Here is a 26,186-nt window from a genome sequence, read left to right on the forward strand (position 1 = left end):
ACCTACAGCGGGGCGTTCGGTTTTAACAGGGGCCGCCGGCATTTATCGGGTTGCGAAACACGACTGAAATCCGCCGGATATGCATTCTTTACGTCAGTGAACTCGCCGTAACGTACCGGCAACACAATTCCCAAGGCGACGAAACACGCCGTTGCGAGACTTTTTCCCAGCGGGAAGTGCCCGCCACTCGCGAGAGGACGTAAAAGATGGATCTGACAGCAGGTCACGTCTGGGTCATGGTTTCCGCCGCCCTGGTATTGCTCATGACCCCCGGACTGGCATTCTTCTATGGGGGCATGACCCGCGCCAAGGCAGCCCTGAACATGATGATGATGAGCTTCATCGCTGTTGGCCTGGTGGGCATCGTGTGGGTGCTCTGGGGTTACTCGATGACCGGCGGCGACGGCGTCGCCCAGCTCTTCGGCAACCCATTCGCCTCATTCGGGCTTGAGGGTCTCATCGGAACCGAAGACATGATCGGCGCTGGCTACGGGGTGACCTTCGCGATCATCACGGTTGCCCTGATCAGCGGTGCCATCGCGGACCGAGCCAAATTCGGCGCCTGGTCACTGTTCGTGCCGATCTGGGTGACGGCCGTGTACTGCCCGCTGGCCTTCATGGTCTGGGGCGGCGGACTGCTCAGCGCAGAAGGAGCCATCGGTAGCGCAGTCGGTGAAGCCATTGACTTCGCGGGCGGCACCGTCGTCCACATCAGTGCGGGCGTTGCGGCCCTGGTTCTTGCGATCATCCTCGGCAAGCGTCAGGGCTTCGGCAAAGATCCGGCTCATCGTCCCCACAACGTCCCGCTTGTCATGCTGGGCGCTGCCCTGCTCTGGTTCGGGTGGTTCGGTTTCAATGGCGGCGCCGCCGGCACTGCTGAAGAAGCCGGCCTGATCTGGGTGAACACCATGGCGGCTCCTGCTGCAGCGATGGTTGGCTGGCTCGTCACCGAACGCTTCCGCGACGGACGTCCCACTTCCCTCGGTGCCGCCTCCGGTATCGTCGCTGGTCTGGTCGCGATCACTCCGGCCTGTGCAAGCGTCAGCCCGATCGGTGCCATCGGCCTCGGACTGGTTTCCGGAGCCGTGTGCGCCCTGGCCGTGAGCCTGAAGTACAAGCTCGGCTTCGATGACTCGCTCGACGTGGTGGCTGTCCACCTCGTGGCTGGCACGCTGGGAACGGTAGCCATCGGCTTCATCGCCCTGCCGGTCGACGGTGAGGGCGGCGGTCTCTTCTACGGCGGCGGCGCGGGCCAGCTCGTGGCCCAGGTAGTCTCCGTGCTCGTGGCAGTCACCCTCTCCGCGGTGATGACGGCCCTGATCGGCCTCGCGATCCACAAGACCATCGGTTTCCGCGTCACCCCCGACAACGAGGTATCCGGTGTTGACCTGTCCGAGCACGCAGAAACCGCCTACGAATTCGGCGGGCTGGGAGTCGGAGGCCAGTTCCAACCATTCCACCAGTCCGCCCAGGCACCCGCAGCCGAAACGGCACAGCAGAAGGTGAACTCATGAAGCTCGTTACAGCCATTGTTCGTCCCGACAAGCTGGACAACGTTAGGGGAGCCCTCGAGAACTACGGGGTTCAAGGACTCACCGTCAGCCAGGCGAGCGGTTACGGTCGCCAGCGTGGACACACTGAGGTCTACCGGGGCGCCGAATACACAGTCGATCTCCTCCAGAAAGCCAGGGTCGAGGTTCTGGTGGCGGACGCGGCGGTCACCGACATCGTCGATGTGCTCGTCTCCACTGCCAACACGGGCCGTGCAGGTGACGGCAAGGTGTGGGTTCTTCCCGTCGAGGACGCCGTCCGTGTACGGACGGGTGAGCGCGGGGACGCGGCGCTCTAAGGCTATGAACTCAGGGACGGGCCACGTGGTTTACACGTGGCCCGTCCTTCGTTTTGACCATTGACCCCGTTTGACCATTTACTGTCTGACGATTGACGACATCACCAGTTCGACGGTCCCGCCGATCCGGCCGCGTACTCGTCCATTGGCACGTCGTTCCGTTTCCATGCTTCCAGCACGGGCTCCACAATGCGCCAGCAATCTTCCGCAGTGTCACCGCGAACAGACAGGGTGGGGTCTCCGGACAAAACGCCGTCAAGAACTTCGCCGTAGGGGAGGAGTTCCGAGGCATTCAGCTCCGCCTGCAACGTTGCGCGATCCAGACAAAACACGTCACCGGGACCATTCACATCGATGTCCAGCGCAAGGGTGTCCGGCCCGAACCCGATCCGCAACCGGGTAGGCGAGTCGACGCCGGTGAAGCCCTCGGGGAGATGGTTCACCGGTTTGAAGGTGATCACTGCCTCCTTGCGCGTTCGGCCAAGCGACTTCCCGGACCGCAACCGGAAGGGCACGCCCGCCCACCGCTCGTTATTAATCGAGACGACAATTTCAGCCAGAGTTTCAGTTCCCCGCGAAGGATCAACCCCGTTCTCATCCACATAGTTGGGTACCGCCTTGCCGTCGATGGTCCCCGCGCTGTACCGGGCACGTCGGGTACTGGTGCTGAAGTCGGGGTGTACCGAACTGGCCCGCAGCACGGTCCCAATGTGATCGCGAAGGTCTCTCTCGTGAAGGGTCGATGGCGCGTTCATGGCGATAAGGGCCATGACCTGCAGCAGGTGGCTCTGAATCATGTCCTTCAAGGCACCGGCGCCGTCGTAATAGCGCGCACGGTTCTCGAGCGTGAGCTTCTCGTCGAAGATGATGTCCACAGAATCGACGTGCAGGCTGTTCCACACCGGTTCCAGCAGCCGGTTCGCGAAACGCAGCCCAAGAATGTTGAGGACGGTCGCCTTGCCCAGGAAATGGTCGACGCGGTGAATGTGGTCCTCCGGTACCAGCCGGCTGAGGATGGTGTTCAGCCGTGCTGCAGATTCCCGGTCCGTGCCGAATGGCTTCTCGAGGACGAGCCGCGAGCCGTTGGGCAGGTCGCCGGGCTCCAACGCCGCGCACGCCTTTTCGCTGACCGCCGGCGGCAGCGCGAAGTAGATGGCGACCGGCCCTTCGAGCCCTGCAAGCAGCTCAGCCAGCGCGCCCTGTGCCGTTACGTCCACTTGGTGATAGGTGCTGGCGGCGCAGATCCGGCGCAGGGCGCCGCCGTCGTCCTGTGCACCGGAGACGGGTGTCGCGGCGGCGAACGAGGTGGCTAGACGAGACTGCCAGTCCTCGGCTGTCCACGGATCGGAACCAGCTCCCACCAGCGTGATTTCCCCCGCTTTGCCGTGCCTGATCAACCGGGCAAGACCCGGCAGCAGCAACCTGCCGGTCAGATCGCCGGAGGCACCGAGTATCAACAGCGTACGGATTGCCTGTCCCCGGAACTGGTGCCCGGATGCCTGTTCATCAATCGCATGAGTAGTCACCCCTACACCCTGCCACTGTCAGGGGGCGGCTGTCTGCTGCCCTCCGGGGGTGAAGCCAGTTGATACCCTAGATAGTTGAATCCACTCCGCTCGAGGAAAGCAGTTCACGCACCGTGTTCAATTCACTCTCAGACCGGTTGACAGCGACCTTCAAGAACCTTCGCGGCAAGGGCCGCCTGTCGGAGGCCGACGTCGACGCAACCGTTCGCGAGATCCGTCGCGCGCTGCTCGACGCAGACGTCGCCGTGCCTGTTGTGCGTGCATTTGCGGCGCAGGTCAAGGAACGCGCCCTCGGGCTAGAGGTATCACAGGCGCTGAACCCGGGGCAGCAGGTTGTCAAGATCGTCAACGAGGAGCTTGTCGCTATCCTCGGCGGCGAGACCCGGCGGCTCCGGCTCGCCAAGAACCCGCCGACCGTCATCATGCTCGCCGGCCTGCAGGGAGCGGGCAAGACCACGCTTGCCGGCAAGCTGGCCAAGTGGCTGAAGGGCCAGGGCCACAGCCCGCTGCTGGTGGCATGTGACCTGCAGCGCCCGAACGCCGTCAAGCAGCTCGAGGTTAACGGACAGCGAGCGGGCGTTCCCGTGTTCGCTCCCCATCCTGGCGTCAGCTCCGAGTTCGAGGCTGCCACCGGTGATCCGGTAGCGGTCGCCCGGCAGGGTGTCGTTGAGGCCCGCGCCAAGCTTCACGACGTCGTCATTGTGGATACTGCAGGCCGTCTGGGTATCGACGCTGAGCTGATGCAGCAGGCGTCCGACATCCGTGACGCTGTGAACCCCGACGAAGTGCTCTTCGTCATTGACGCAATGATCGGCCAGGACGCAGTGAACACTGCGCAGGCTTTCAATGAGGGGGTCAACTTCACCGGCGTGGTGCTGACAAAGCTCGACGGCGACGCCCGCGGTGGCGCGGCGCTCTCCGTTGCGTCTGTGACGGGCAAGCCGGTCATGTTCGCCTCCACCGGTGAGGCTCTGACGGACTTCGAGGTTTTCCACCCGGATCGCATGGCATCGCGGATCCTCGACATGGGCGACATCCTCACCCTGATTGAGCAGGCCGAACAGGCGTGGGACAAGGACGAGGCAGCCCGGATGGCGAAGAAGTTCGCCGACCAGGAAGACTTCACGCTCGATGACTTCCTTGCCCAGATGCAGCAAATCCGCAACATGGGCTCGATGAAAAAGATGCTCATGATGATGCCCGGCGCTGCGAACATGCGGCAGCAGCTGGAGAACTTCGACGAGCGGGAAATCGACCGTGTGGAAGCGATTGTGCGGTCCATGACGCCCCATGAGCGCGTTGCCCCCAAGATCATCAACGGCTCCCGCCGCGCCCGTATCGCACGCGGCTCAGGTGTCCACGTCTCCGAGGTGAACGGGCTGCTCGAGCGGTTCGGGCAAGCACAGAAAATGATGCGCAAGATGGCCGCTGGTGGTGGCATCCCCGGAATGCCGGGAATGCCTGGTCCGGGCGGCTTCAACGGCGGCGCCCGGAAGGGCAAGGCCACTGCAAAGGGGAAGAAGAAGCCCCGCTCGGGCAACCCCGCCAAGGCTGCGCAGGAGGCCGCTGCCGCCGAGGCCCGCCGGAATGCCCCACGAGCATCGGTCCCAACAGGTGCCGTGTTCGGTCAGCAGAACGACTTCGACCCCTCCTCGCTCAACCTCCCGAAGGGTTTCGAAAAGTTCCTCGGAAAATAGGCTGGTCCGGCCGCCGCTACTGGGATGACTCGATGTCAGAGGCGGCGGCTAGGTTGAAGTCATGAAAAGCGATCGCGTCGTGTTTGTGCATGGCGCAGGAACCTTCGGGGCGGCGGCATGGCCGCGGCAGCATGGAATGGCTCTGGAGTTTGACTGCCTGTTTGTCCGCCGGCATGGATTTGATCCGGTCGCGGCTCCGCTGGCAACGGACTTCCTCGCGGATCAGCGCATCCTCGAGGAAGCACTGGGGCGCGGCGGCCACCTCGTCGCAGCGTCGCAAGGTGCTGTTTCCGCCATGATGCTGGCCGTTGAGCGCCCTCACCTCGTGAAATCACTTGTCCTTGCGGAGCCGGCGTGTCTATCCCTCACCGAGGAACTGCCGGCAACGAAGGCGCACCGCGCCCGGGTGGAACCGCTCTTCGCACGGGCTGCTGAGCTCTCCGATGAAGAATTCAACCGCGAGTTCGCCCGGGCCGTTTCTGCATCGGAGCCGCCGCCCCTGCATACCGCCGAGGACCGCCATCGCGCGCACCGCCTGCGGCTGCAGGCACCCACCTGGACGGCGCCGCTCACCATCGTTCCCGGTGTCCCGACCCTCGTCCTGACCGGTGGTTGGGAACCGCTCTATGAGGAAGTAGCTGACTACCTCGCCGGAACCGGGGCAGTACATCGGGTCGTCGGAGGCGGTCACCGTCCGCAGGACACGGAAGAGGGCAACGGTCTCATCCGTGAGTTCATCCGGAACCATGCCCAGCCGGGGTTTGAAAGCGGCACCTGACTCCTTGACCGGGGGAGGCTGCAGGAATAACTTTAACCTTCAAGTAGTTGGAACAGGTGACCCCGATACTTGGAGGACAATATGACTGCACAGGACCTGCTTCCCGCGGATACTGCAATGGGCACCGTGATGCTTAGGGTCGGAAACCTTGAACGCATGGCCAATTACTATCGAAGCGCGCTGGGCTTGGTCGACGTCGAGGAGTCCGACGGCGGACTCTACCTCGGACGCGGAAACGAGCGCCTGATTCACCTGGCCCCAGCAGCCGGTCTGAGGCTTCCAGAACCCACCGAAGCCGGGCTGTTCCATACCGCACTGTTGTTCGGTGACCGCGCCGATCTGGCGGCTACCGTGGCTTCCGCAGCACAGGCTGCACAGTCGGCGGAAGGTCGGTACGTGGGAAGTGCGGACCACCTGGTGAGTGAAGCTTTTTATTTCTCCGACCCGGAGGGCAATGGGATCGAGCTGTACTTCGACAAGCCCCGGGACACCTGGAACTGGACCGAGAGCGATGGCCGGCGCACCGTCGTCATGGACAATGTGCCTCTGCCGCCACGGCAGTATCTCGAGAATAATCTCACCGAAGCGTCGGTTGCCGGCCAGCAGCAGGCGTCGGCCGACGTCGGCCATGTCCATCTACAGGTAGGGGATGTCCAGACTGCCGAAGAGTTCTACGTCGGCACGCTCGGATTCGAGCGGACCGCCGGGTGGCACGGGCAGGCGCTGTTCGTCTCCGCGGGCGGATATCACCACCACATGGCCATGAACGTGTGGAACAGCCGTGGTGCCGGTCCGCGAAAGGACACCCTTGGACTCGGGGAAGTGCTCATTCAGGTGCCTCTCGCCGACGAGGTCGGGGCGCTGGCCGACCGTCTCAAAAGTGCGGGCATCGCACACCACCACACCGGCCAGGAACTGCGCTTCGAGGACCCCTGGCGGAACAAGTTGCGGGTAGCACTGCGGTAAAGACAGGCCAAGTCGCTTGTTGGGTCGAACTTCTGGCACAATAGTGCGGTACCCAATCTGCGCAGCCCCTCTCTCTGCGTGCATTGTGTCCTCTGAACTCCCCAATGTATGGCCCGCCCCACGGGTGCAGAAACCGGAGTTCGCCCTTTTGATCAACAAGGAGTGACCACACAAGTGGCCGTAAAGATTCGCCTTAAGCGCTTCGGTAAGATGCGCGCACCGTACTACCGCATTGTCGTCATGGACTCACGCGCCAAGCGCGATGGCCGTGCCATCGAGGAAATCGGCAAGTACCACCCCACCGAGGAGCCCTCGTTCATCGAGGTCAAGTCCGAGCGCGCGCAGTACTGGCTCGGCGTTGGTGCACAGCCCACTGAGCAGGTTGCCGCGATCCTCAAGATCACCGGTGACTGGCAGAAGTTCAAGGGCATCGAGGGCCAGGAAGGCACCTTGAAGACCAAGGCTCCCAAGGAGGCCTTCACGGCTCCTGAAAAGGGCTCGGTCATCGTTCCTGAAGCCATCACCCCGAAGAGCAAGAAGGCTGACGAGCCCGAGGCTGAAGCTACCGAGGCTGAGTAAGTTGCTTGCTGAAGCGCTGGAGCACCTCGTCCGCGGCATCGTGGACAGTCCTGATGATGTACGGGTTTCCTCGAAATCGAACCGTCGTGGTGAGACTCTTGAGGTGCGCGTCCACCAGGAGGACCTTGGTCGTGTAATCGGCCGGCAGGGCCGCACAGCACGCGCTCTGCGCACCGTCATTTCCGCTCTGGCGGATGGCGAACCGGTGCGGGTCGATGTCGTGGATACCGACCGCCGCCGCTGATCAGCAGCACTCATGCCTGAAGTCCGGCCCCATCACGCAAGTGTTGGGGCCGGGCTTTTTTGCCCTCCACCACACGCAACCCATACACCGGAGAACCCATGGATCTGCAGGTAGCCCGCGTCGGAAAGCCCCACGGTATTCGCGGGGAGGTAACCGTCCAGCTCTTCACTGATGCGCCCGAGGAGCGATTCGAGCCCGGTGCAGTTTTCCGGGTGGAGCCCGCCGCACAAGGGCCGCTCACGATCGCCAGCGCCCGCTGGAACAAGGAGATCCTGGTTCTGGGCTTCGAGGAGGTTCCCGACCGTAATGCAGCCGAACTGCTGCGTGGCGCGAAGCTCTTCATTGAGTCTGAGGAGACCGATGACGACGACGACGCTTGGTATGAGCATGAGCTGGTCGGCCTCGAGGCGCGCGTCGGAGACGAAGTCATTGGGAAAGTGAGCGCGCTGCGCACCATGACGGTTCAGGACCTGCTGATCATCGAGCGGCCCGACGGTGAGGAGATCCTGGTGCCGTTCGTCGAGGAAATTGTGCCGGATGTCGATGTCGAGGCAGGCTTCGTGGTCCTGACTCCTCCCGAGGGCTTGCTTGAGCTGAACCTGCCGGGCTCCAACCAGGCGGAGTCCGACCAGGCGGAAACTGAACGAACGGCTGCCGACGATGATATTGAGAACGTCAGCGCTGACAAGAAGGCTGACCACAGCTAGTGCGTATCGACGTCGTCAGCATTTTCCCCGAGTACCTCGCGGCCCTGGATCTCTCCCTTATCGGGAAGGCGCGGCAGGACGGGCTGCTTGAGCTCACTGTCCACAACCTCAGGGACTTCACAACCGACCGCCATCGTACCGTCGATGACACACCGTACGGCGGGGGTGCCGGCATGGTCATGAAGCCGGAGCCGTGGGCGCAGGCGCTCGAGAGCATGCAGACCGGGCGGCGGCCGGTGCTGATAGTTCCCTCACCCGCCGGAGCTGTCTTCACCCAGGCAATGGCACATGAACTTGCGCAGGAAGAGCACCTGGTGTTCGCCTGCGGGCGTTACGAAGGAATCGACGAGCGGGTCCTCGAGTGGGCGGCTGAATCTTTTGATGTCCGGCCACTCAGCCTTGGTGACTACGTGCTCAACGGTGGGGAAGTGGCTGTCCTCGCCATGGTGGAGGCCGTGGCGAGGCTATTGCCCGGCGTGGTGGGCAACCCTGAGTCGCTCGTCGAGGAGTCGCATTCCGACGGGCTGCTGGAGTACCCGGTGTACACGAAACCTTCCTCCTGGCGGAACCTGGACATCCCGGACGTGCTCCTGAGCGGCAACCACGCACGCATTGCGCGCTACCGGAGAGACGAGCAGCTGCGTCGGACCGCCACGCGAAGGCCCGATCTGCTTGAGAAGCTCGACGTGCAAACGCTGACTGCGGCCGACCACGCCGTCCTCGCCGCTCAGGGATACGCAATAGTCGACGGGAAAGTGGCTCCTGTTGCTCCGTCGTCGTCGGTTTCACCGTCCTCTGACGCATAGTCGGAGCTGCCACGGCAAATCAGTGTGCGCCGTCCATTCGGGGGAAGCGCGCCGCTGTGGCATAATTGAAGCTCGTGCCAACTGGTACGCGCCTGCCACAGGGGGAGCGTAACCGACAGGACGGCACACCGGAATGCGCCGAAGGCGCGCCGGTATCTAAACTTCAACGGCAATTGCCTGCTTGCAGGTCTTCGTCGTTGTGACCAACGTGAATGACCTGCGGCGTTCACCAGGAGTAATCAGATGCATATTCTCGACAATGTGGACGCAGCCTCCCTGCGTAGCGACGTTCCCGATTTCCGCGCGGGCGACACCCTGAAGGTCCACGTCAACATCATCGAAGGCAAGAACACCCGTGTTCAGGTCTTCCAGGGATTCGTTGTCGGCCGCCAGGGTGACGGCGTTCGCGAAACCTTCACTGTCCGCAAGGTCAGCTTCGGTGTCGGCGTTGAGCGTACCTTCCCGGTGCACTCCCCGGTGATCGATAAGATCGAGGTAGTCAGCAAGGGCGACGTGCGCCGCGCGAAGCTCTACTACATGCGTGATCTTCGCGGCAAGGCTGCAAAGATCAAGGAAAAGCGCGATCCGAAGACCGTCAAGTAATTCCTTTCCTTTCCCATGCCTGAATCTTCCGTTGTGCGGAAAGCCTCCAGGCAGCAGTCGAAGCGCTGGCCCGGTATTGCGGGCTGGCGCTTTGCCTTTTATTCTGTCGCCGTCGTGTGCGTTGTGGTTCTCGGCGTACGCGCGCTCCTGGCCGATGTCTTCTACATCCCATCCGGATCCATGGAACCGCTGCTTGCGGAAGAGGATCGCGTACTTGTCTCGCGCACGGATTATGTATTCGGTGAGATCAGGCGGGGTGACGTCGTCGTCTTCGACGGGAGGGGGTCATTCGCACCCCTCGGCGAGGGCGGTGTCCGGCAGGTCGCCTCGGACCTGGCACACTTCTTCGGCGTCGGAACCTCGGACACAACGTACGTCAAACGTGTGATCGGCGTAGGCGGGGATACCGTGGCCTGCTGCGACACCACTGGACGGGTCTCGGTCAACGGGAACGCCATCGAGGAGCCCTACGTTTTTCCCGGGGACGCTGCTAGTGAATCCAACTTCGAGGTCAAGGTTCCAGAGGGTAAGTTGTGGCTCATGGGTGATCATCGATCGGAGTCCTTTGACTCCCGCAGCCTTCTGGGCGCCCCGGGCGGCGGACTTGTCTCTGAGGAGAGGGTCATCGGCCGGGCGACCTACGTGATGTGGCCCTTTGAACGCTCAACCAGCATTGCACGGCCGGCGGATGGCTCGTCGTCAGCCGAGAGCACCCCGAACGTACAACAGAGGAATTACAGATAATGGCTAAAGCCCACCCGGGGACCCCGAACGACGGCGCGGACGAGTCCGCAGATACGCCACGTTTCGATGGTCCCGGCGAGGACTCCTCCTCTGGCCGGTCAGCAGCCCGCAGTTTGGGCAGTTGGGCCAAAGAAGTGCTCATCATCGTGGCCGTCGCGTTGCTGCTGTCCTTCCTCATCAAGACCTTCCTCTTCCGAGCGTTCTTCATTCCCTCAGGGTCGATGGAAAATACCCTGGAGATCGACGACCGCATCTTCGTGAACCAACTGGTTCCTGCACCCTTCGAGCTGAAGCGCGGTGACGTCGTCGTCTTCCGCGACAGTCAGGGGTGGCTTCCTGAGCCGGCAGCAGGAGCTGTCACAAGCAACTGGTTCAAGGACACGCTCATCTTTGTCGGGCTTCTGCCCGACGAGTCCCAGCAGCACCTCGTCAAGCGGGTCATCGGCATGGAAGGTGACCGGGTGATCTGCTGTGACGCGGAGGGCCGCATAACCGTCAACGGTGAAGCCCTCGACGAGCCGTACCTGTTCCCGGGGGCGAGCCCTTCAGATACGCCCTTCGATGTCACGGTGCCCGATGGCAAGATCTGGGTGATGGGAGATCACCGGAACGCCTCCGCAGATTCCCGCGCCAACACCGACAAGCCGGGCGGCGGTTTCATCGATGTCGATGAAGTCGAAGGGAAAGCAGCCGTGATCGCCTGGCCTCTGGACCGCATGGGCTTCCTGGGCAACTACCCCGATGTTTTCGCGAACGTTCCAGATGCTCCCCAGACCAGCACCGGACGGGAACAGACGTCACCGTGAGCGGAAAGGCTCCCACACTTCGCTACGAAAGGTCCTTCCTCACCGAGGGCCATCGCTTTCTGGCCGGCTGTGACGAAGTGGGCAGGGGAGCGCTTGCCGGACCGGTCAGCGTAGGGCTGGTTGTCATTGACCTGGCCGCGGTGAAGGGACTGCGGGGCGTTCGGGACAGCAAGTTGCTCAGTGCCCCCGAGCGTGTAGCGCTGGTCCCGAAGATCCAGCGCTGGGCTGTTGCTTACGGTGTAGGCCATGCATCGGCTGCGGAAATTGACGCCATCGGTCTCATGGCGGCACTGCGAACAGCAGGCAACCGTGCGTGGTCGCAGATTCCGGTGGAACTCCGGCCCGATGCGGTCATCCTGGACGGCAACCACAACTGGTTGGCCCCGGCCTCCCAGGGATCTCTCTTCGACGCGGCCGAAACCCTTCAGGTGAGCTGTGACGCCCCCGTCCATACCCGGATCAAAGCGGATCTGCAATGTCTGAGCGTTGCAGCAGCGAGTGTTCTCGCGAAGGTAGAACGCGACCGTCTGATGGTGGAAATCGCCCAGGAGTATCCGGGTTACGGCTGGGAGATCAACAAGGGCTATGCCACTGCTGCTCACCGCGCAGCGATTGATGAGCTGGGCCCCTGCGTGGAGCATCGCCGGACGTGGCGTCTGGGCAGTACGGCAGCGGGTCCCGACATGCCCGCCGTCGAAATTGGGGGATGATGGGTTCATGAGCGCCGAAGATCTCGAGAACTACGAAACTGACATGGAGCTGCAGCTCTACCGTGAGTACCGCGACGTAGTGAGCCTGTTCAACTACGTCGTCGAGACGGAACGGCGTTTCTACCTTGCGAATCACGTGGATCTGCAGGCCCGGTCAGCGGACGGCGAGATCTACTTTGACCTCACGCTCAATGATGCTTGGGTATGGGACGTCTACCGATCGGCCCGTTTCGTCAAGACGGTGCGCGTCATCACGTTCAAGGACGTGAACGTTGAGGAACTTGCCAAGACAGACGATATCCCGCTTCCCAAGGACGGTTCCCTGGGGGGCTGACTCTTCCTCCCCATCTCCACGCCTTACCTGCAGTTGCCCACATAGCAGGACAACACCGCACCTCCGGTCACCAGCCAACGCACGCTGGTACCGGAGGTGTTTTCATGAGAACCAAGGATGAGTTGGGCAGACGGGGAGAGGCGCTTGCTGCCTGCTTCCTGGAGGACGCAGGGATGCGGATAATCGACCGCAACTGGCGGTGCTCTCTGGGAGAGATTGATCTCGTAGCGGTTGAGGGTGCCACGTTGGTGGTCGTTGAGGTCAAGACGCGGTCCTCGGAAGCGTTTGGTCACCCGCTGGAAGCAATCACTCCTGGGAAACTGGAACGGCTCTACCTGCTGGCGTCGCGGTGGGCGCGGGCACATGACCTTCGGTTCTCCGGCTTCAGGGTGGATGCGGTCGCCATTGTCGACGACGGCAGCGGACGGCCCGTCATCGAGCACCTGCGGGCGGTGAGCTGATGCCCCTCGGACGCACCTACGCGGTGTCCCTGGTGGGACTGAACGGCTACATCGTTGAGGTCGAATCAGACATCGGCCAGACGCTGCCTGCCTTCGTCTTGTTGGGGCTACCGGACGCATCACTTTCGGAGGCGAAAGAGCGTATCCGGGCGGCCGCGCGCAACGCAGGTCTCCCGCTCACCCGGCGGAAGATCACGGTGAACCTCGTACCGGCTTCACTGCCGAAGCGTGGGTCGGGATTCGACCTGGCCATCGTCATGTCCGCGCTGGCAGCAGCCGGAGACGTGAGTAACTGCGGACGCACTGTCTTTCTTTCCGAACTGGGGCTGGACGGTCGCCTGCGGCCTATCCGGGGAGTGCTTCCGGCAGTCATGGCGGCAGTGGAGGCAGGCTTCACCCGCGTGGTCGTGGCCAGCGGCAACGCGGCCGAAGCCGCACTCGTGCCCAGTGCGGAGGTGAAAAGCTACGGCTCGCTTGCGGAGGTGGCCCTTGCCTTCGGAGCTGACCCCGCGTGCCTCGAGCTGCCGTCACCGCAAATCTTTGAGTCCGCAGCAAGCGTCCAGCGGAACGTGGCCCACGTGCCAAAAGACATGTCCGATGTTGCGGGACAGTCGGAAGCACGCTTCGCCGTCGAAGTAGCGGCGGCGGGTGCGCACAATCTGATGATGGTGGGCCCGCCAGGAGCGGGGAAAACGATGCTGGCCGAACGTATCCCCGGCATACTTCCCGATCTGACGGACAAGCAGGCGATGGAAGTGACAGCCATACATTCGTTGGGAAATGCCGAGGCCTGCAGGGAGCTGCAGCGCAGGCCGCCGTTTGAGAGCCCGCACCATACCGCAAGCGCGGCATCGATCATCGGGGGAGGCAGCGGCATCCCCCGTCCGGGAGCTGCCTCGCGCGCTCACCGAGGGGTCCTGTTTCTCGATGAGGCGCCGGAATATCAGCGACGTATCCTCGACGCGCTCCGGGAACCGTTGGAGAGCGGAGAACTGGTTCTACACCGTGCGGCCGGAACAGCCACCTACCCGGCACGCTTCCAGCTGGTCCTCGCCGCCAATCCTTGCCCGTGCGGGTTGGCTACCGGCAAGGGATTGGACTGCAGCTGTACTGCCCAGCAGCGTCGGCGCTATTTCGACCGGATGTCCGCGCCGCTTCTCGATCGCGTGGACTTACAACTGGCAGTGCACCGCGTCGGCCTCCAGGACTTCGCGGGCACAGCCTCCGGAGACTCCAGCGCGGCCGTTGCAGCGCGGGTCGCAGAAGCGCGTGCTGCGCAACGTGAGCGGCTGTGCACATGGGACCTGACCACCAACGCAGAGGTTCCAGCTCGACTCCTGCACAACGAGCTGAGGCTCACCCGGAAGGCGACCGAATCAGTGGACAAGAAGATGGAGCAAGCCGCCATCACCAAGCGCGGCTATGACCGCGTGCTCCGCGTCGCGTGGACGATTGCTGACCTGGCTGGAAAAACTGCTCCCACCGGCGATGATGTCACGGCCGCGCTTCTCTTCCGGACCAGAGAGGACGCAGCATGAGCGCCTCTCAGTGGAGTGAAGAGCAGATTGCCCGTGCTGCCCTTGCGCGCCTGTTCGAATCGTCTGACAATGTCGGGCTGACCCTGGTAACCGCTGCTGGGCCGGTGGAGGCGTTGCAGATTGCGACGGGTAAAAAGCCGTGCAGCCCTCGTTTACACCGCGCGTTGCTCGAACTGCTGGCCGCCGGTGGGCACAGGGTGGGCACAGATGCACTCGGACAGTCCATCGACCGGTGGCGTGCACGCGTGGACAGTCTGGCGCCCCTGCGGGATCTGGAAACAGTTCGGCGTTTTGGGGGGACGCTGCTGACGCCTGAATCGGACTGGTGGCCGCAGGGCCTTAAGGATCTGCAGCTGGATGAGCCGATGTGTTTGTGGGTGCGTGGGGAGCACCCGGTGCCTATTCCATCGCCCGATCATTCGGTGGCTGTTGTCGGCTCTCGGGATAGCACTGCCTACGGGGCCGAAGTGACGGGCGGCATGGTGACCGGTCTGGTCGCACGTGGCTATACGGTCGTATCGGGCGGCGCTTACGGGATCGATGCGCAAGCCCACCGCAGCGCGCTGGCTAGGGCAACGGAGGACCACCCACTTCCCACTCTGGGTGTCCTGGCAGGCGGGATTGATCGCTATTACCCGGCGGGGAACGAGAATCTGCTGCGCGAAGTCGCCCAGCGAGGACTGCTTGTATCGGAAGTTCCGCCCGGATCAGCGCCCACGCGTTACAGGTTCCTACGGCGTAATCGACTGATTGCTGCACTCAGCTCAGTCACCGTCGTCGTTGAGGCACGGTGGCGTTCCGGAGCGCTCAGCACCGCGCACCACGCGGCAAACCTCGGCCGCGCTGTGGGGGCGGTACCTGGGCCGGTCTACTCCGTGAACTCAGCCGGGTGCCATCGGCTTCTCCGGGAGGGCAGCGCCATTTGTGTTACGGATGCTGCCGAGGTCGCAGAACTGGCTGGTCCCTTCATGGTGGTGAGCGGGGAAGACCGCGACGAAGCGCCCGCCCTCCACGACGGCCTGACCGTTGAAGACCTGCTGCTGCTTGACGCACTGCCGGTCCGAGCGTCCTCGACAGTCGACAAGCTCGCTGTGGTGGCAGGCCTCAGCGTGCCCGGTGTCCTTGCTGGGCTCGGTCGCCTCGAAACTGACGGTCTTGCAGAACGCACCGACGACGGTGGTTGGCGAAAGCGGCGGAAGTGAATACCTCCGGCAAGGCCCCACAGATATCGCTCGATGAAACATGAAAGGAATGAATATGAACACCTTCACGATCATGGACAGCCCGATCGGGGGACTGGTCCTCGTCGCCCGCGTTGAAAAACTGGTCGGTGTGTATCACGAATACCATTCACCTGAACCCTCGCCGGTTTTTCTTGGCGTTCCCTTCACCGAGGGTACACAGCCGGGTCCGCCCCCCGGCACGGACGTGTCGGAGTTGCCGGCGTTCGGTAAGGAAGCCGTTTCAGGGGTGTTCCGTGAGGCGAGTAGATGGCTGCATGCATACTTTAGAGGATCGATGGAGGAACCGGTGGCCTACGAACTGGTTTCCGGAACTGACTTCCAGCGCTCAGTCTGGGACGCCGTATCGAAAATCCCCTATGGTGAAACACGCACCTACAAGGACATCGCACACGTTCTGGGAAATGACTCGATGGGTCGGGCGATAGGCGCGGCGGTGCGTGCCAACCCGGTATCCATCCTCATACCGGGACACCGGGTCGTTGGCTCAGGCGGGGCAGTCACCGGCTATGCCGCAGGCGTTCCCGTCAAGCGGGCATTGCTGGAACTGGAAGCCGCTGTCCGGGCCGGGGCCGCTGCCTGATTTCACTCCGTCGGGGCACGTGCCCGGGGTCCTGTACACCACGCCCTGCATGGGATGTATCGGATCACTGGCACCGCACGGTGCGCCTCCTTGAGCGACCCTGCCTGCTGACGGAGAGTAGTCCATACAAGATCCGGACACCGTGTGGAGGCAGGCAATGAGCGAACCCGGCCGCGGCGCCCCGCGGGACCCGTTCGCCCGGGAGGTGGACGGATTCCTCCGGTACCTGTCCCGTGAACGGAACCGCTCAGCCCATACCGTCCGCGCCTATCAGGGAGACTTGGAGGACTTTGCGTCGTTTTCGGCATCGTGCTCGGTCGACACGCTTGACGGAGTCGATCTGAGTTTACTGAGGTCATGGCTCGGGTCGCTGGATGAGAAGGGCCTCTCCCGGACAACAATCGCAAGACGAGCATCGACGGTCCGCAACTTTCTCGCCTGGGCCTCACGCGAGGGCTACATCCATGACAACCCCGCACTTCGGTTGAAGGCGCCGCGCCGCCGGAACGGGCTGCCCGATGTCCTGTCCGTTCCGCAACTCGACCCGCTGTTGACCGCCACTCAGAAGGCAGCAGTGGGAGGTGATCCTGTCGCCCTCCGCGCACGTGCAGTACTGGAGTTGCTCTACGGCTCCGGCATCCGGGTCGGCGAGATGGTCGGGCTGGACATCGACGATCTGGACCATGACCGGCGGGTTGTCCGGGTACTCGGTAAGGGCAACAAGGAGCGCACTGTGCCATACGGCGTGCCGGCCGCCCAGGCATTGAACGACTGGCTCACCCGCGGCAGGAACCGTTGGGTGGGGCCTGAGAGCGGACCGGCTCTGTTCCTCGGTCCTCGGGGCCGCAGACTAGACCAGCGTCAGGCGCGTGCAATTGTGGAGAAGCTGCTCGCGACGGTGGAGGGCACCGCTGCGAGCGGGCCACACGCACTTCGTCATACGGCTGCTACCCACCTGCTGGACGGCGGCGCTGATCTGCGGGCGGTTCAGGAGCTTCTCGGGCACCGGAGTCTGGCTACGACCCAGCTTTATACCCATGTGTCCGTGGACCGTCTGCGCCGCAGCTACGAGCAGGCCCATCCCCGTGCATGAATGGCAGGGAACCAAGCGGCACCGAATACTCCGAAGGTAATCACAGTGGCGTGATTTGCCTTCATGGGGCAGAATGAAGCGTAATTCAATACGTGTGGTCTGAGAGCAGTATCCGGGCAACAAAGGCAGTACCTCACCAAGAGTTGAAGGTCGTTGGGGAAGACGTACCTACAGCTATGGAGGATGGAATGTCTGTTGTGATGGCGCGCGGTGTTTTGTATATACACTCAGCCCCTTCTGCGTTGTGCCCTCATATCGAGTGGGCCGTCGGGTCGGTTATTGATCAGCGGGTAGACCTGCAGTGGTCCCCGCAGCCAGCCGCGCCCGGAATGTTTCGTGCGGAACTTTCCTGGGTTGCAGGGCAGGGCTCCGGCGCTAAACTGGCGTCCGCCCTACGAGGTTGGGCTCATTTGCGCTACGAGGTTACCGAAGAGCAGAGCCAGGGTGCTGACGGCGGTCGCTGGTCCCACACGCCCGAGTTGGGGATCTTCCATGCCACAACTGACGTTCACGGTAACGTCATGATTTCGGAGGACCGTATCCGGTACGCCTACGAAGCCGGCGCCGGTGACCCGGCCGCTGTGTACCACGAACTCTCCCTCGCGCTCGGAGAATCATGGGATGAGGAACTGGAGCCCTTCCGTCACGCGGGCGAGGGCGCACCTGTACGCTGGCTGCACCAGGTCGGCTAGCAACACGACCAGAAACGCGAAGAAGGCCCGGGTTCCCATTGGAATCCGGGCCTTCTTCCGCGTCTAAGGGCAGATCAGGCGTTCCTCACCACGATGACGGCATTGTGGCCGCCGAATCCGAAGGAGTTGCTGAGCGCGACGATGTCGCCGGACGGCAGATCGCGTGCTGAGGTGACCACGTCCAGCGGAATCTGTGGGTCCTGGTTCTCGAGGTTGATGGTCACCGGGGCACGGCGCTCATGGACGGCCAGAACAGTCATCACCGCCTCAACTGCACCTGAGGCACCCAGTAGGTGGCCTGTTTGCGACTTCGTGGCAGAGACTGCGACCGAGTCGACCTGACCGCCCAGGGCGGTCTTCAGCGCGACGTACTCCGGCTGGTCTCCGACAGGCGTGGACGTCGCGTGCGCATTGACATGCACGACGTCGGACGCTTGAGCACGCGCATCGAACAATGCGGCCTTGAGGGCGCGGGTGGCACCAAGGCCCTCGGGGTCCGGCGCGGTGATGTGGTAGGCGTCGGCGGTGACGGAGGTTCCTGCCAGTTCTCCGTAGATTCGGGCGCCGCGTGCCAGGGCATGTTCCTCTGCTTCAAGGAGCAGGGCTCCCGCACCCTCACCCATCACGAAGCCGTCGCGATCGACGTCGTAGGGGCGCGAGGCATGTTCAGGATCGTCGTTGCGGCGTGACAGGGCCTGCATGGACGCAAAGGCAGCGATCGGCATCGGGTGAATCGCAGCTTCGGCGCCGCCGCACATGACTACGTCGGCTTTACCGGACCGGATCAGTTCGAGTCCCTGGTGAAGGGCTTCGGTGCCGGACGCGCAGGCCGATACGGGGGTATGGGCACCGGCGCGGGCACCAAGGTCCAGACTGACCGCGGCCGCCGGGCCGTTCGGCATCAGCATGGGAACGGTCATGGGCAAAACACGACGGGGGCCCTTGGCCTTGAGGGTGTCCCAGGCATCGAGCAACGTCCAGACGCCGCCGATACCGGTGGCGAAGGCGACAGCTAAGCGATCGTGGTCCACATCCTGTATGCCCGAGTCGCGCCACGCTTCACGGGCGGCAACGACTGCGAACTGGGTTGAAGGGTCCATCCGCTTGGCCTCAACCCGTGTGAGGACTTCACTCGCAGGAGTCGAAACCTGGGCAGCGAAGGTGACGGGGAGCTCGAACTCGGAAACCCAGTCGGCCTCGATGGTGCGGGCGCCTGAGACGCCCTTTAGTGCGTTCGCCCACATGGTGGGAACATCGCCGCCGATGGGTGTGGTGGCGCCCAAGCCGGTGATGACTACTTTGCGTGCCATGGTTCACTCTCTGATGCGTCGTTGTTTCCGTGTGGAAGGTGCCTGAAGATGCGGCGATGGCGAAGTCGAGTGCCATCGCCGCACACGACTAGGACTGAGCGTTGGCGATGAAGTCCACAGCGTCACCGACGGTCTTGAGGTTCTTGACTTCCTCGTCGGGAATGCGCACACCGAACTTCTCCTCGGCGTTGACGACGATGGTCATCATGGAGATGGAGTCAATGTCGAGGTCGTCGGTGAAGGACTTGTCCAGCTCTACGGATTCGGGAGCGAGGCCCGTCTCTTCATTCACGATTTCAGCCAGTCCTGCGAGGATCTCTTCGTTGCTAGCCATGATGGCTCCTTTTCTATGTGTTCCGGTGCATACCGGATCGGTTCGATCGGGCCGCGGTTTACGGCTCGAAGCGGAAAACTACGGGAGAACGACCACCTGGGCGCCGAACACCAGACCGGCGCCGAAGCCGATCTGCAGTGCAAGGCCTCCGCTGAGCTCCGGCTTCTCGGAGATGAGGCGGTGCATGGCGAGCGGGATCGATGCGGCCGAAGTGTTGCCGGCGTCGACGATATCCCGGGCAACGGCCACCTGATCGGGCAGGCCGAGCTGCTTCACCATCTCGTCGATGATCCGGATATTCGCCTGATGAGGAATGAATGCCACGAGATCTTCAGCGCGGACGCCTGCTGCATCGAGTGCTTGCTGGGCGACTTTGGCCATTTCCCAAACAGCCCAGCGGAACACGGTGGGGCCATCTTGGAGCATCGTCGGCCAGATTGCCGACTCCGCGGCTGAGGACAGTGCATCGGCGCCCTGGGACAATGCAGCCAACGACAGGTCACGCACGTCAAGGAGCGAATGCGTCATCCGGATGGATTCATGCTTGCTGCCGTCGGAACCCCAGACAGATGGCCCGATTCCGGGGGAGTCGGACGGTCCGATGACGACGGCGCCGGCGCCGTCACCGAGTAGGAACGAGATGGTGCGCTCGGTGTTGTCGATGAAGTCAGAGAGTTTCTCGACGCCGACTACGAGGACATAATCCGCGGTGCCCGCATGCACGAGGGCATCCGCCTGAGCGATGCCGTAGCAGTACCCTGCGCAGGCTGCCGAAATGTCGTACGCAGGTGCAGGAGTAGCACCGAGACGGTCGGCAAGCTGCGCAGCTGCAGAGGGGGTGGCATAGGGGTGCGTCACGGTGGAGACGAGCACAGCGCCCAGTTGCGAGGCCTCGATGCCGGCGTCCTTGAGAGCAGCTCGTGCTGCGGCTTCGCCCATGTCGATGACGCTGGTGTCCTTGTCGGCGCGGTGCCGCGTGGCAATGCCCGTGCGCTGCCGGATCCACTCGTCGGAGGAATCGATCCACTGACAGATGTCCTCATTGGTGACGATGACATCGGGGCGGAAGACACCCAGACCGTGGATGCGCGTATGCTCACGCAGTGTGGACTGTTTGAGGGTGGGAGTAGTCACGCGTTTCCTTCTGCGATGGGGGCGTTGGCCGGTGGCGCGGTCCGGGAGTGCTCTTCGATGAAGTCCCGAGCGGCGCCCAGGTCATCAGGTGCTCTTACTGCCAGGCTGGCCGTTCCACGCATCCCGCGCTTTGCCAGCCCTGTCAGGGTACCCGCTGGAGGCAATTCCAGCACTCCGGATACGCCCATGTCCTGCAGACGCTGCATGCACAGGTCCCACCGGACCGGACGGGAAACCTGTGCAATGAGGCTGTCGAGATTCAGTTCGCCGGAAGCTACTGGTTCGCCGTCGTAGTTCGAAAGCAACGTCGCAAGGGGCTCTACCGGAGCCAGGGACGGACGAAGCGCTTCAAGCGCCTCTACAGCCGGCGCCATGTGGTGAGTGTGAAAGGCGCCGGCAACCTTCAGCTGTATGACGCGTGCCTTCTGGGGCGGATCCGCGGCGAGTGCCGAAAGCTGCTCAAGCGTGCCCGCTGCAACCACCTGCCCGCCGCCGTTCGCATTCGCCGCAGTCAATCCGTGCCGCTCAAGGGTGGCCGCGACGTCGTCGGGGTCCCCGCCCAGCACCGCGCTCATCCCGGTAGGAGTGACTGAAGCGGCCGCGGCCATTGACTGTGCCCTGGTGCGCACGAGTGTGACGGCATCCTGCTCGGTCAGGGCTCCGGCAATCGCTGATGCCGTCAGTTCACCGACAGAGTGGCCGGCGACGACGGTCGCTGAAGTGAGCGGTGTGTCACCGAGGAGCACGCGGGCAGCCACTAGCCCGGCGGCAACGATCAGCGGTTGCGCTACGGCAGTGTCGCGGATGGTTTCTTCGTCAGAGACCGTTCCGTGCCGCACCAGGTCGACGCCGGCGGCATCGCTGAGAGCCTCAAGGTGCTCGCGCACGCCCGGAAGGTCGAGCCATGGAGTCAGGAATCCGGGGGACTGGGACCCTTGTCCAGGGCAGAGAATTGCAAGCACGTATCAAGCTTTCCAAATGGGCGGTAAGAAGCAGGGTGTTTCGGTGCACGAAGCTCCCGAAGCCACTTTGTAGGAAGTCTACAACGAGGCGGTGCGATCCGACCTAGTCGAAGACCGCTCTGTTGCGCTCTTGGGAGGCGGCGCGAGACGTCCGATAACGAGGGCTGTCTGCAGCACGAAGGCCTCCCGGGGGAGGAGCGGGTCCCATCCGGTGATGTCGCACACGCGTCGCAAACGGTAGCGGACCGTGTTGGCATGGACGAACAATTCCCGGGACGTGGCTTCGAGCGAATGACCCAGCGCCAGGTAGGCGGACAGGGTTTCTTCCAGCCCGTTCTGCGCGCTGGCAAGGGGACGGTAGATGTTGCGCAGGAGCGCTTTCCGCGCGGTGTCGTCTCCGGAGATGACCCGTTCGGGCCATAGATCATCGGCAGCGACAGGGCGCGGGGCAGAAGGCCACGCCCGGGCGGCGGTGAGCCCGGCGAAGGCGGCCTGGGCGGAACCGCTGGCCGCTACCAGCGAGGCCGATTCGGGCCCGTAGACTACCGGGCCGGGGCCGAACAGTTCACTGAGCTTCACGTAGGAGCTGTCGCGGTCCTGCACCCCTCCGAGGACGAGAATGAGCCGATCGCCCTGGATTCCCACGAGTGTGTCTTCAGCCAGACGGCTGGTCGTACGGCGGAGCTCGTTGAGGAACATCGCGTTCGGCTCGGCAGGAGAGCTGCCCACCATGACGGTGATGGGCGCCTGCGACTTCCAGCCTACGGCCGCGATTCGAGATCGAAGCGCATCTGAACTTTCCCCTCGCAGGATCGCATCCACCACCAGGGCTTCCAGCCTGGTGTCCCAGGAACCGCGGGTTTCGGCGGCTCTGGCATAGACATCGGCTGCGGCGAACGCTACCTCGCGCGAGTACCTGAGCACCGCCTCGCGGAGGAGCCCCTGGTCAGCATCCGAGGCGAGGTCGGGCACCTGATCCTCTACCACCTGCACGACGACGCGGATCAGCTGGAGCGCCTTCTGAAGGCTGATGGAGCGCGTAAGTTCCGTCGGTGCCGTACCGAAGACATCGCTGAGCACCCACGCCGGAGAAACAGGCTTCTGGTACCAGTTGACGAAAGAGGCAATGCCCTTCTGTGCTACCAGGCCAAGCGCGGACCGTTCGTCGGGCCTGAGATTGCGGTACCAGGGCAGGGAAGAATCAAGCTGCTTCAGCGTGGCCGTCGAGATAGCGCCAATTTGGGTCCGCAGCCGGTCCACCGTCGTCGGATCCGGAGCGGGCAGGGACGTCCCGCGCGGGGGAGTGGGCAATGCCATGAATCGAGCATACGGCTCCGGCCCCGTGGGCTCCATTTTGTGCAAAGGCTACAAAGAGGCCGTTAAACGCCGAGCAGGACCCGCAGCTCCCCCGAGGGAGCCGACGAGTCCTGCCAGGGTGGGACCGGGGTTAGGAGTCTCCGCCTGCGTTGCCCGTTGTTCCGGCGTTTACGTCCAGGAGTGAGTACTTCTCGATGGCCTGGCGTGGTGCTTCCGGGTCGACTTCGCCCCGCTTAGCCAGAAGCTCAAGGGTGCGCACGACGACGGAGTGGGAATCGATCTTGAAGAAGCGCCGTGCAGCGGCACGCGTGTCGGAGAAACCGAAACCGTCCGCACCGAGCGTGGCGAATTCCTGCGGGACGAACTGGCGGATCTGGTCCGGCACTGCCTTCATGTAGTCCGTGACTGCCACGATGGGTCCCGGAGCGTTGCCCAGTTGCTGCGTGACGAACGGTACACGCGTCTCTGCTCCGGGGTTGAGGAAGGCTTCCTCCTCGGCGGCGAGGGCGTCACGTCGGAGTTCATTCCAGGAAGTCACCGACCAGACATCCGCCGACACGCCCCACTCATCGGCCAGGATACGCTGTGCTTCAAGCGCCCACGGTACGGAGACACCCGATGCCAGAATCTGGGACTTCGGGGTGTTCTCTGCTGCGTGGCCATCCCGGAGCTTGTAGATTCCGCGCAGAAGCCCATCGACATCGAGGTTCTCAGGCTCAACGGGCTGGATGATCGGCTCGTTGTACACGGTGATGTAGTACATGACGTTGGGATCGGAGCCGGAAACAGCGTTGCCGTTTCCATACATCCGCTCCAGTCCGTCCTGCATGATGTGCCCGATCTCGTATCCGTAGGCCGGGTCGTACGTGATGACTGCGGGGTTGGTGGAGGCGAGGAGCGGTGAGTGGCCGTCAGCGTGCTGGAGGCCTTCACCGGTGAGGGTGGTGCGTCCGGCGGTGGCGCCGATGATGAAACCGCGGGTCATCTGGTCACCGGCGGCCCAGAAGGAGTCGCCGGTGCGCTGGAACCCGAACATCGAGTAGAACACGTAGATCGGGATCAGCGGCTCACCCTGTGTGGCGTAGGCGGTGCCGGCCGCGGTGAACGCGGCGACTGATCCGGCCTCGTTGATACCGGCGTGCAGGATTTGGCCCTGAATGGACTCCTTGTATGCGAGTACCAGGTCACGGTCCACCGAGAGGTAGTTCTGACCCTTGGGGTTATAGATTTTCGCCGTCGGGAAGAACGAGTCCATGCCGAATGTGCGGGCCTCGTCCGGGATGATCGGGACAATGCGCTTGCCGAACTCCTTGTCCCTCATGAGGTCCTTCAGCAGCCGTACGAACGCCATGGTGGTGGCGGCCTGCTGCTTGCCCGATCCACGCTTGGCCACTTCATACGTCTTGTCGCCGGGAAGAACAACCTCGGCATGCTTCGCGCGGCGCTCGGGGAGGTATCCGCCCAGGGCGCGGCGGCGCTCGTGCAGGTACTGGATTTCGGGAGCGTCAGGCCCCGGGTGGTAGTACGGAGCGTTGTACAGGTCGGAGTCGATCTGCTCGTCGGTGACCGGGATGCGCAGGTGGTCGCGGAAGGCCTTGAGATCAGCGTTGGTGAGTTTCTTCATTTGGTGGGTCGCGTTGCGGCCCTCGAAGTGCGGTCCGAGGCCGTAGCCCTTTACGGTCTTGGCCAGGATGACGGTGGGTTTGCCCTTGAACTCGGTGGCGGCCTTGTACGCGGCGTAAACCTTGCGGTAGTCGTGCCCACCGCGCTTGAGGTTCCAGATCGCGGCGTCGGAAAGGTCTTCAACCATGGCTTTGGTCTGCGGGGTCTTGCCGAAGAAATGATCACGGACGAACCCACCGGACTCGGCCTTGTAGGTCTGGTAGTCACCGTCAGCGGTCTCGTTCATGATCTTCACCAGCTCACCGGTGGTGTCCCTGGCCAACAGGTCATCCCACTCCCGGCCCCACACGACCTTGATGACGTTCCAGCCGGCGCCGCGGAAGAACGCTTCGAGTTCCTGCATGATCTTCCCGTTACCGCGCACCGGCCCGTCAAGGCGCTGCAGGTTGCAGTTGATCACGAAGTTCAGGTTGTCCAGGCCGTCATTGGCCGCCAACTGAAGCAGACCACGCGATTCGGGTTCGTCCATCTCACCATCACCGAGGAACGCCCACACCTGCTGATCACTGGTGTCCTTAAGCCCCCGGTTATGCAGGTAACGGTTGTTCTGCGCCTGGTAGATCGCGTTCATCGGCCCGATCCCCATCGACACGGTCGGGAACTCCCAGAACTCCGGCATCAACCGCGGATGCGGATAAGACGACAGGGCGTGGCCTTCCTTGGACTTCTCCTGCCGGAACCCGTCAAGATCCTCCTCGCTCAACCGGCCCTCAAGGAACGCACGCGCATACATCCCCGGGGAGGCGTGGCCCTGGAAGAACACCTGATCCCCGCCCGAGGGGTGATCCTTACCCTTGAAGAAATGGTTGAACCCGACCTCGTACAGGGTCGCAGCCCCCGCATACGTGGAGATGTGCCCGCCGACACCGATCTCCGGACGCTGCGCACGGTGCACCATGACCGCGGCATTCCAACGCATCCACGCCCGGTACTTCCGCTCGATCTCCTCATCCCCAGGGAACTCGGGCTCCTCATCAACCGGGATGGTATTCACATAATCGGTGGTCACAACGCTGGGAAGACCCACAGACCGGCCACCCGCCCGAGCCAACAGACGCCCCAACACCTCACGCGCACGCTCAGAACCCCGCACGTCGACCAGCTGATCAAAGGACTCAACCCACTCAGCCGTCTCCTCCGGATCCGAGTCCCCACCGGTACCCGTACCCACAATCCCCTGATCAGCAACCATGCCAAACCCTCCCAATCCGCAGATTATGTCTGCGACGTCTACGACTTTGTGCTTCGGGCCGTTGCTCGACGAAGCTGTCAGAACCCGATCGGCGTTCGCCTGACCTATTGATTCACTGTGACACTCTAGCCCTGTGGGAAGTTTGTTGCGTAGCTGGATGGATCCCTGCGGGCTTCGTTACGGGCGCCCGCGCTCTTCACGGTGCCCTACTCAAGCGTCCCACGCGATGGCAACGAGGGGCACCGGCCGCAGCGTCGTCGTGCCGGCCCGGCGTGCGCAGGTTGAAGCGTAGCGCTT

Annotated in this window: 27 protein-coding genes; 20 read left to right on the forward strand and 7 right to left on the reverse strand. The window is 63.2% G+C overall.

Features of this window, described 5'->3' with window-relative positions:
• The first annotated feature begins 206 nt into the window (after positions 1-206).
• The gene (locus AC5RU3_RS04480) at positions 207-1,514 is read left to right on the forward strand and encodes an ammonium transporter (protein WP_309071954.1); all 1,308 of its coding nucleotides are present in this window, start codon (positions 207-209) and stop codon (positions 1,512-1,514) included.
• Entirely contained in the window at positions 1,511-1,849 is a 339-nt protein-coding gene (locus tag AC5RU3_RS04485; protein WP_309071953.1) for a P-II family nitrogen regulator, read from the forward strand. The genes AC5RU3_RS04480 and AC5RU3_RS04485 overlap by 4 nt, the downstream gene beginning before the upstream one ends.
• 101 nt (positions 1,850-1,950) lie before the next feature.
• On the opposite strand, the gene AC5RU3_RS04490 is transcribed toward AC5RU3_RS04485, so the two are convergent.
• Complete coding sequence (locus tag AC5RU3_RS04490; RefSeq protein ID WP_458115167.1) at positions 1,951-3,375, reverse strand: glucose-6-phosphate dehydrogenase; 1,425 nt, start codon at positions 3,373-3,375, stop codon at positions 1,951-1,953.
• 113 nt (positions 3,376-3,488) lie between these two features.
• Here AC5RU3_RS04490 and ffh point away from each other — a divergent pair, with 113 nt between their 5' ends.
• The 18 genes from ffh to AC5RU3_RS04580 all read left to right on the forward strand — a co-directional run bounded on the left by ffh (position 3,489) and on the right by AC5RU3_RS04580 (position 17,957).
• Positions 3,489-5,072 (forward strand): signal recognition particle protein, encoded by a 1,584-nt coding sequence (gene ffh, locus AC5RU3_RS04495; protein WP_493964945.1) that lies wholly within the window; start codon positions 3,489-3,491, stop codon positions 5,070-5,072.
• Positions 5,073-5,133: 61 nt separating this feature from the next.
• A complete protein-coding gene (locus AC5RU3_RS04500; RefSeq protein WP_309071758.1) occupies positions 5,134-5,850 on the forward strand; it encodes an alpha/beta fold hydrolase in 717 nt (238 codons plus the stop codon).
• An 81-nt stretch (positions 5,851-5,931) separates the two neighbouring features.
• A complete protein-coding gene (locus AC5RU3_RS04505) occupies positions 5,932-6,816 on the forward strand; it encodes a VOC family protein (protein ID WP_493964946.1) in 885 nt (294 codons plus the stop codon).
• A gap of 174 nt (positions 6,817-6,990) precedes the next feature.
• Positions 6,991-7,395 (forward strand): 30S ribosomal protein S16, encoded by a 405-nt coding sequence (rpsP, locus tag AC5RU3_RS04510; RefSeq protein WP_309071756.1) that lies wholly within the window; start codon positions 6,991-6,993, stop codon positions 7,393-7,395.
• A gap of 1 nt (position 7,396) precedes the next feature.
• Positions 7,397-7,639: an RNA-binding protein gene (locus AC5RU3_RS04515; protein ID WP_309071755.1), complete on the forward strand. Its 243-nt coding sequence runs from the start codon at positions 7,397-7,399 to the stop codon at positions 7,637-7,639.
• A gap of 98 nt (positions 7,640-7,737) precedes the next feature.
• Positions 7,738-8,346 carry a ribosome maturation factor RimM gene (rimM, locus tag AC5RU3_RS04520; protein ID WP_493964947.1) on the forward strand — a complete coding sequence of 203 codons (609 nt, stop codon included), beginning with the start codon at positions 7,738-7,740 and terminating at the stop codon, positions 8,344-8,346.
• Positions 8,346-9,152, forward strand: coding sequence for a tRNA (guanosine(37)-N1)-methyltransferase TrmD (gene trmD, locus AC5RU3_RS04525; RefSeq protein ID WP_309071753.1), 807 nt, complete (start codon positions 8,346-8,348; stop codon positions 9,150-9,152). The genes rimM and trmD overlap by 1 nt, the downstream gene beginning before the upstream one ends.
• A gap of 243 nt (positions 9,153-9,395) precedes the next feature.
• Positions 9,396-9,755 (forward strand): 50S ribosomal protein L19, encoded by a 360-nt coding sequence (gene rplS, locus AC5RU3_RS04530; RefSeq protein ID WP_309071752.1) that lies wholly within the window; start codon positions 9,396-9,398, stop codon positions 9,753-9,755.
• Positions 9,756-9,770: 15 nt separating this feature from the next.
• Positions 9,771-10,499 (forward strand): signal peptidase I, encoded by a 729-nt coding sequence (gene lepB, locus AC5RU3_RS04535; protein ID WP_493964948.1) that lies wholly within the window; start codon positions 9,771-9,773, stop codon positions 10,497-10,499.
• On the forward strand, positions 10,499-11,305 hold the full coding sequence (lepB, locus tag AC5RU3_RS04540) for a signal peptidase I (RefSeq protein WP_309071750.1): 807 nt from the start codon (positions 10,499-10,501) through the stop codon (positions 11,303-11,305). Before lepB (AC5RU3_RS04535) ends, lepB (AC5RU3_RS04540) begins: the two co-directional genes overlap by 1 nt.
• Positions 11,302-12,015 (forward strand): ribonuclease HII, encoded by a 714-nt coding sequence (gene rnhB, locus AC5RU3_RS04545; RefSeq protein ID WP_309071749.1) that lies wholly within the window; start codon positions 11,302-11,304, stop codon positions 12,013-12,015. The genes lepB (AC5RU3_RS04540) and rnhB overlap by 4 nt, the downstream gene beginning before the upstream one ends.
• Before the next feature lie 7 nt (positions 12,016-12,022).
• A complete protein-coding gene (locus AC5RU3_RS04550; protein ID WP_309071748.1) occupies positions 12,023-12,349 on the forward strand; it encodes a DUF2469 domain-containing protein in 327 nt (108 codons plus the stop codon).
• Positions 12,350-12,453: 104 nt separating this feature from the next.
• Complete coding sequence (locus AC5RU3_RS04555; RefSeq protein ID WP_309071747.1) at positions 12,454-12,810, forward strand: YraN family protein; 357 nt, start codon at positions 12,454-12,456, stop codon at positions 12,808-12,810.
• Positions 12,810-14,348, forward strand: coding sequence for a YifB family Mg chelatase-like AAA ATPase (locus AC5RU3_RS04560; protein ID WP_493964949.1), 1,539 nt, complete (start codon positions 12,810-12,812; stop codon positions 14,346-14,348). The genes AC5RU3_RS04555 and AC5RU3_RS04560 overlap by 1 nt, the downstream gene beginning before the upstream one ends.
• Positions 14,345-15,550 carry a DNA-processing protein DprA gene (gene dprA / locus AC5RU3_RS04565; protein ID WP_309071745.1) on the forward strand — a complete coding sequence of 402 codons (1,206 nt, stop codon included), beginning with the start codon at positions 14,345-14,347 and terminating at the stop codon, positions 15,548-15,550. Before AC5RU3_RS04560 ends, dprA begins: the two co-directional genes overlap by 4 nt.
• 55 nt (positions 15,551-15,605) lie before the next feature.
• The gene (locus tag AC5RU3_RS04570; RefSeq protein ID WP_493964950.1) at positions 15,606-16,172 is read left to right on the forward strand and encodes a methylated-DNA--[protein]-cysteine S-methyltransferase; all 567 of its coding nucleotides are present in this window, start codon (positions 15,606-15,608) and stop codon (positions 16,170-16,172) included.
• 157 nt (positions 16,173-16,329) lie between these two features.
• Positions 16,330-17,265, forward strand: coding sequence for a tyrosine recombinase XerC (locus AC5RU3_RS04575; protein ID WP_309123900.1), 936 nt, complete (start codon positions 16,330-16,332; stop codon positions 17,263-17,265).
• Positions 17,266-17,453: 188 nt separating this feature from the next.
• Positions 17,454-17,957 carry a DUF3145 domain-containing protein gene (locus AC5RU3_RS04580; RefSeq protein WP_309071742.1) on the forward strand — a complete coding sequence of 168 codons (504 nt, stop codon included), beginning with the start codon at positions 17,454-17,456 and terminating at the stop codon, positions 17,955-17,957.
• Between the two features lie 74 nt (positions 17,958-18,031).
• Here the strand turns inward: AC5RU3_RS04580 and fabF are convergent, their stop codons facing one another.
• The 6 genes from fabF to aceE form a co-directional block, all read right to left on the reverse strand.
• Positions 18,032-19,267: a beta-ketoacyl-ACP synthase II gene (gene fabF / locus AC5RU3_RS04585; protein WP_493964951.1), complete on the reverse strand. Its 1,236-nt coding sequence runs from the start codon at positions 19,265-19,267 to the stop codon at positions 18,032-18,034.
• Between the two features lie 88 nt (positions 19,268-19,355).
• On the reverse strand, positions 19,356-19,601 hold the full coding sequence (locus tag AC5RU3_RS04590) for an acyl carrier protein (protein WP_309072588.1): 246 nt from the start codon (positions 19,599-19,601) through the stop codon (positions 19,356-19,358).
• Positions 19,602-19,679: 78 nt separating this feature from the next.
• Positions 19,680-20,735 (reverse strand): beta-ketoacyl-ACP synthase III, encoded by a 1,056-nt coding sequence (locus AC5RU3_RS04595; RefSeq protein WP_309072587.1) that lies wholly within the window; start codon positions 20,733-20,735, stop codon positions 19,680-19,682.
• The gene (locus AC5RU3_RS04600; protein WP_493964952.1) at positions 20,732-21,697 is read right to left on the reverse strand and encodes an ACP S-malonyltransferase; all 966 of its coding nucleotides are present in this window, start codon (positions 21,695-21,697) and stop codon (positions 20,732-20,734) included. Before AC5RU3_RS04600 ends, AC5RU3_RS04595 begins: the two co-directional genes overlap by 4 nt.
• A 78-nt stretch (positions 21,698-21,775) precedes the next feature.
• The gene (locus AC5RU3_RS04605; protein ID WP_309072585.1) at positions 21,776-23,014 is read right to left on the reverse strand and encodes a PucR family transcriptional regulator; all 1,239 of its coding nucleotides are present in this window, start codon (positions 23,012-23,014) and stop codon (positions 21,776-21,778) included.
• 130 nt (positions 23,015-23,144) lie between these two features.
• Positions 23,145-25,889: a pyruvate dehydrogenase (acetyl-transferring), homodimeric type gene (aceE, locus tag AC5RU3_RS04610; RefSeq protein ID WP_493964953.1), complete on the reverse strand. Its 2,745-nt coding sequence runs from the start codon at positions 25,887-25,889 to the stop codon at positions 23,145-23,147.
• Between the last annotated feature and the right edge of the window lie 297 nt (positions 25,890-26,186).

It is taken from the genome of Arthrobacter sp. MDB1-55, from assembly GCF_059092925.1.

What these genes read in the sequence shown, in the direction of transcription:
- AC5RU3_RS04480 (WP_309071954.1), top strand. Translation starts at nt 207, where the DNA reads ATGGATCTGACAGCAGGTCACGTCTGGGTCATGGTTTCCGCCGCCCTG.
- AC5RU3_RS04485 (WP_309071953.1), top strand. Translation starts at nt 1,511, where the DNA reads ATGAAGCTCGTTACAGCCATTGTTCGTCCCGACAAGCTGGACAACGTT.
- AC5RU3_RS04500 (WP_309071758.1), top strand. Translation starts at nt 5,134, where the DNA reads ATGAAAAGCGATCGCGTCGTGTTTGTGCATGGCGCAGGAACCTTCGGG.
- AC5RU3_RS04505 (WP_493964946.1), top strand. Translation starts at nt 5,932, where the DNA reads ATGACTGCACAGGACCTGCTTCCCGCGGATACTGCAATGGGCACCGTG.
- rimM (WP_493964947.1), top strand. Translation starts at nt 7,738, where the DNA reads ATGGATCTGCAGGTAGCCCGCGTCGGAAAGCCCCACGGTATTCGCGGG.
- rplS (WP_309071752.1), top strand. Translation starts at nt 9,396, where the DNA reads ATGCATATTCTCGACAATGTGGACGCAGCCTCCCTGCGTAGCGACGTT.
- lepB (WP_493964948.1), top strand. Translation starts at nt 9,771, where the DNA reads ATGCCTGAATCTTCCGTTGTGCGGAAAGCCTCCAGGCAGCAGTCGAAG.
- lepB (WP_309071750.1), top strand. Translation starts at nt 10,499, where the DNA reads ATGGCTAAAGCCCACCCGGGGACCCCGAACGACGGCGCGGACGAGTCC.
- AC5RU3_RS04550 (WP_309071748.1), top strand. Translation starts at nt 12,023, where the DNA reads ATGAGCGCCGAAGATCTCGAGAACTACGAAACTGACATGGAGCTGCAG.
- AC5RU3_RS04555 (WP_309071747.1), top strand. Translation starts at nt 12,454, where the DNA reads ATGAGAACCAAGGATGAGTTGGGCAGACGGGGAGAGGCGCTTGCTGCC.
- AC5RU3_RS04560 (WP_493964949.1), top strand. Translation starts at nt 12,810, where the DNA reads ATGCCCCTCGGACGCACCTACGCGGTGTCCCTGGTGGGACTGAACGGC.
- dprA (WP_309071745.1), top strand. Translation starts at nt 14,345, where the DNA reads ATGAGCGCCTCTCAGTGGAGTGAAGAGCAGATTGCCCGTGCTGCCCTT.
- AC5RU3_RS04570 (WP_493964950.1), top strand. Translation starts at nt 15,606, where the DNA reads ATGAACACCTTCACGATCATGGACAGCCCGATCGGGGGACTGGTCCTC.
- AC5RU3_RS04575 (WP_309123900.1), top strand. Translation starts at nt 16,330, where the DNA reads ATGAGCGAACCCGGCCGCGGCGCCCCGCGGGACCCGTTCGCCCGGGAG.
- AC5RU3_RS04580 (WP_309071742.1), top strand. Translation starts at nt 17,454, where the DNA reads ATGTCTGTTGTGATGGCGCGCGGTGTTTTGTATATACACTCAGCCCCT.
- fabF (WP_493964951.1), bottom strand. Translation starts at nt 19,267, where the DNA reads ATGGCACGCAAAGTAGTCATCACCGGCTTGGGCGCCACCACACCCATC.
- AC5RU3_RS04590 (WP_309072588.1), bottom strand. Translation starts at nt 19,601, where the DNA reads ATGGCTAGCAACGAAGAGATCCTCGCAGGACTGGCTGAAATCGTGAAT.
- AC5RU3_RS04605 (WP_309072585.1), bottom strand. Translation starts at nt 23,014, where the DNA reads ATGGCATTGCCCACTCCCCCGCGCGGGACGTCCCTGCCCGCTCCGGAT.
- aceE (WP_493964953.1), bottom strand. Translation starts at nt 25,889, where the DNA reads ATGGTTGCTGATCAGGGGATTGTGGGTACGGGTACCGGTGGGGACTCG.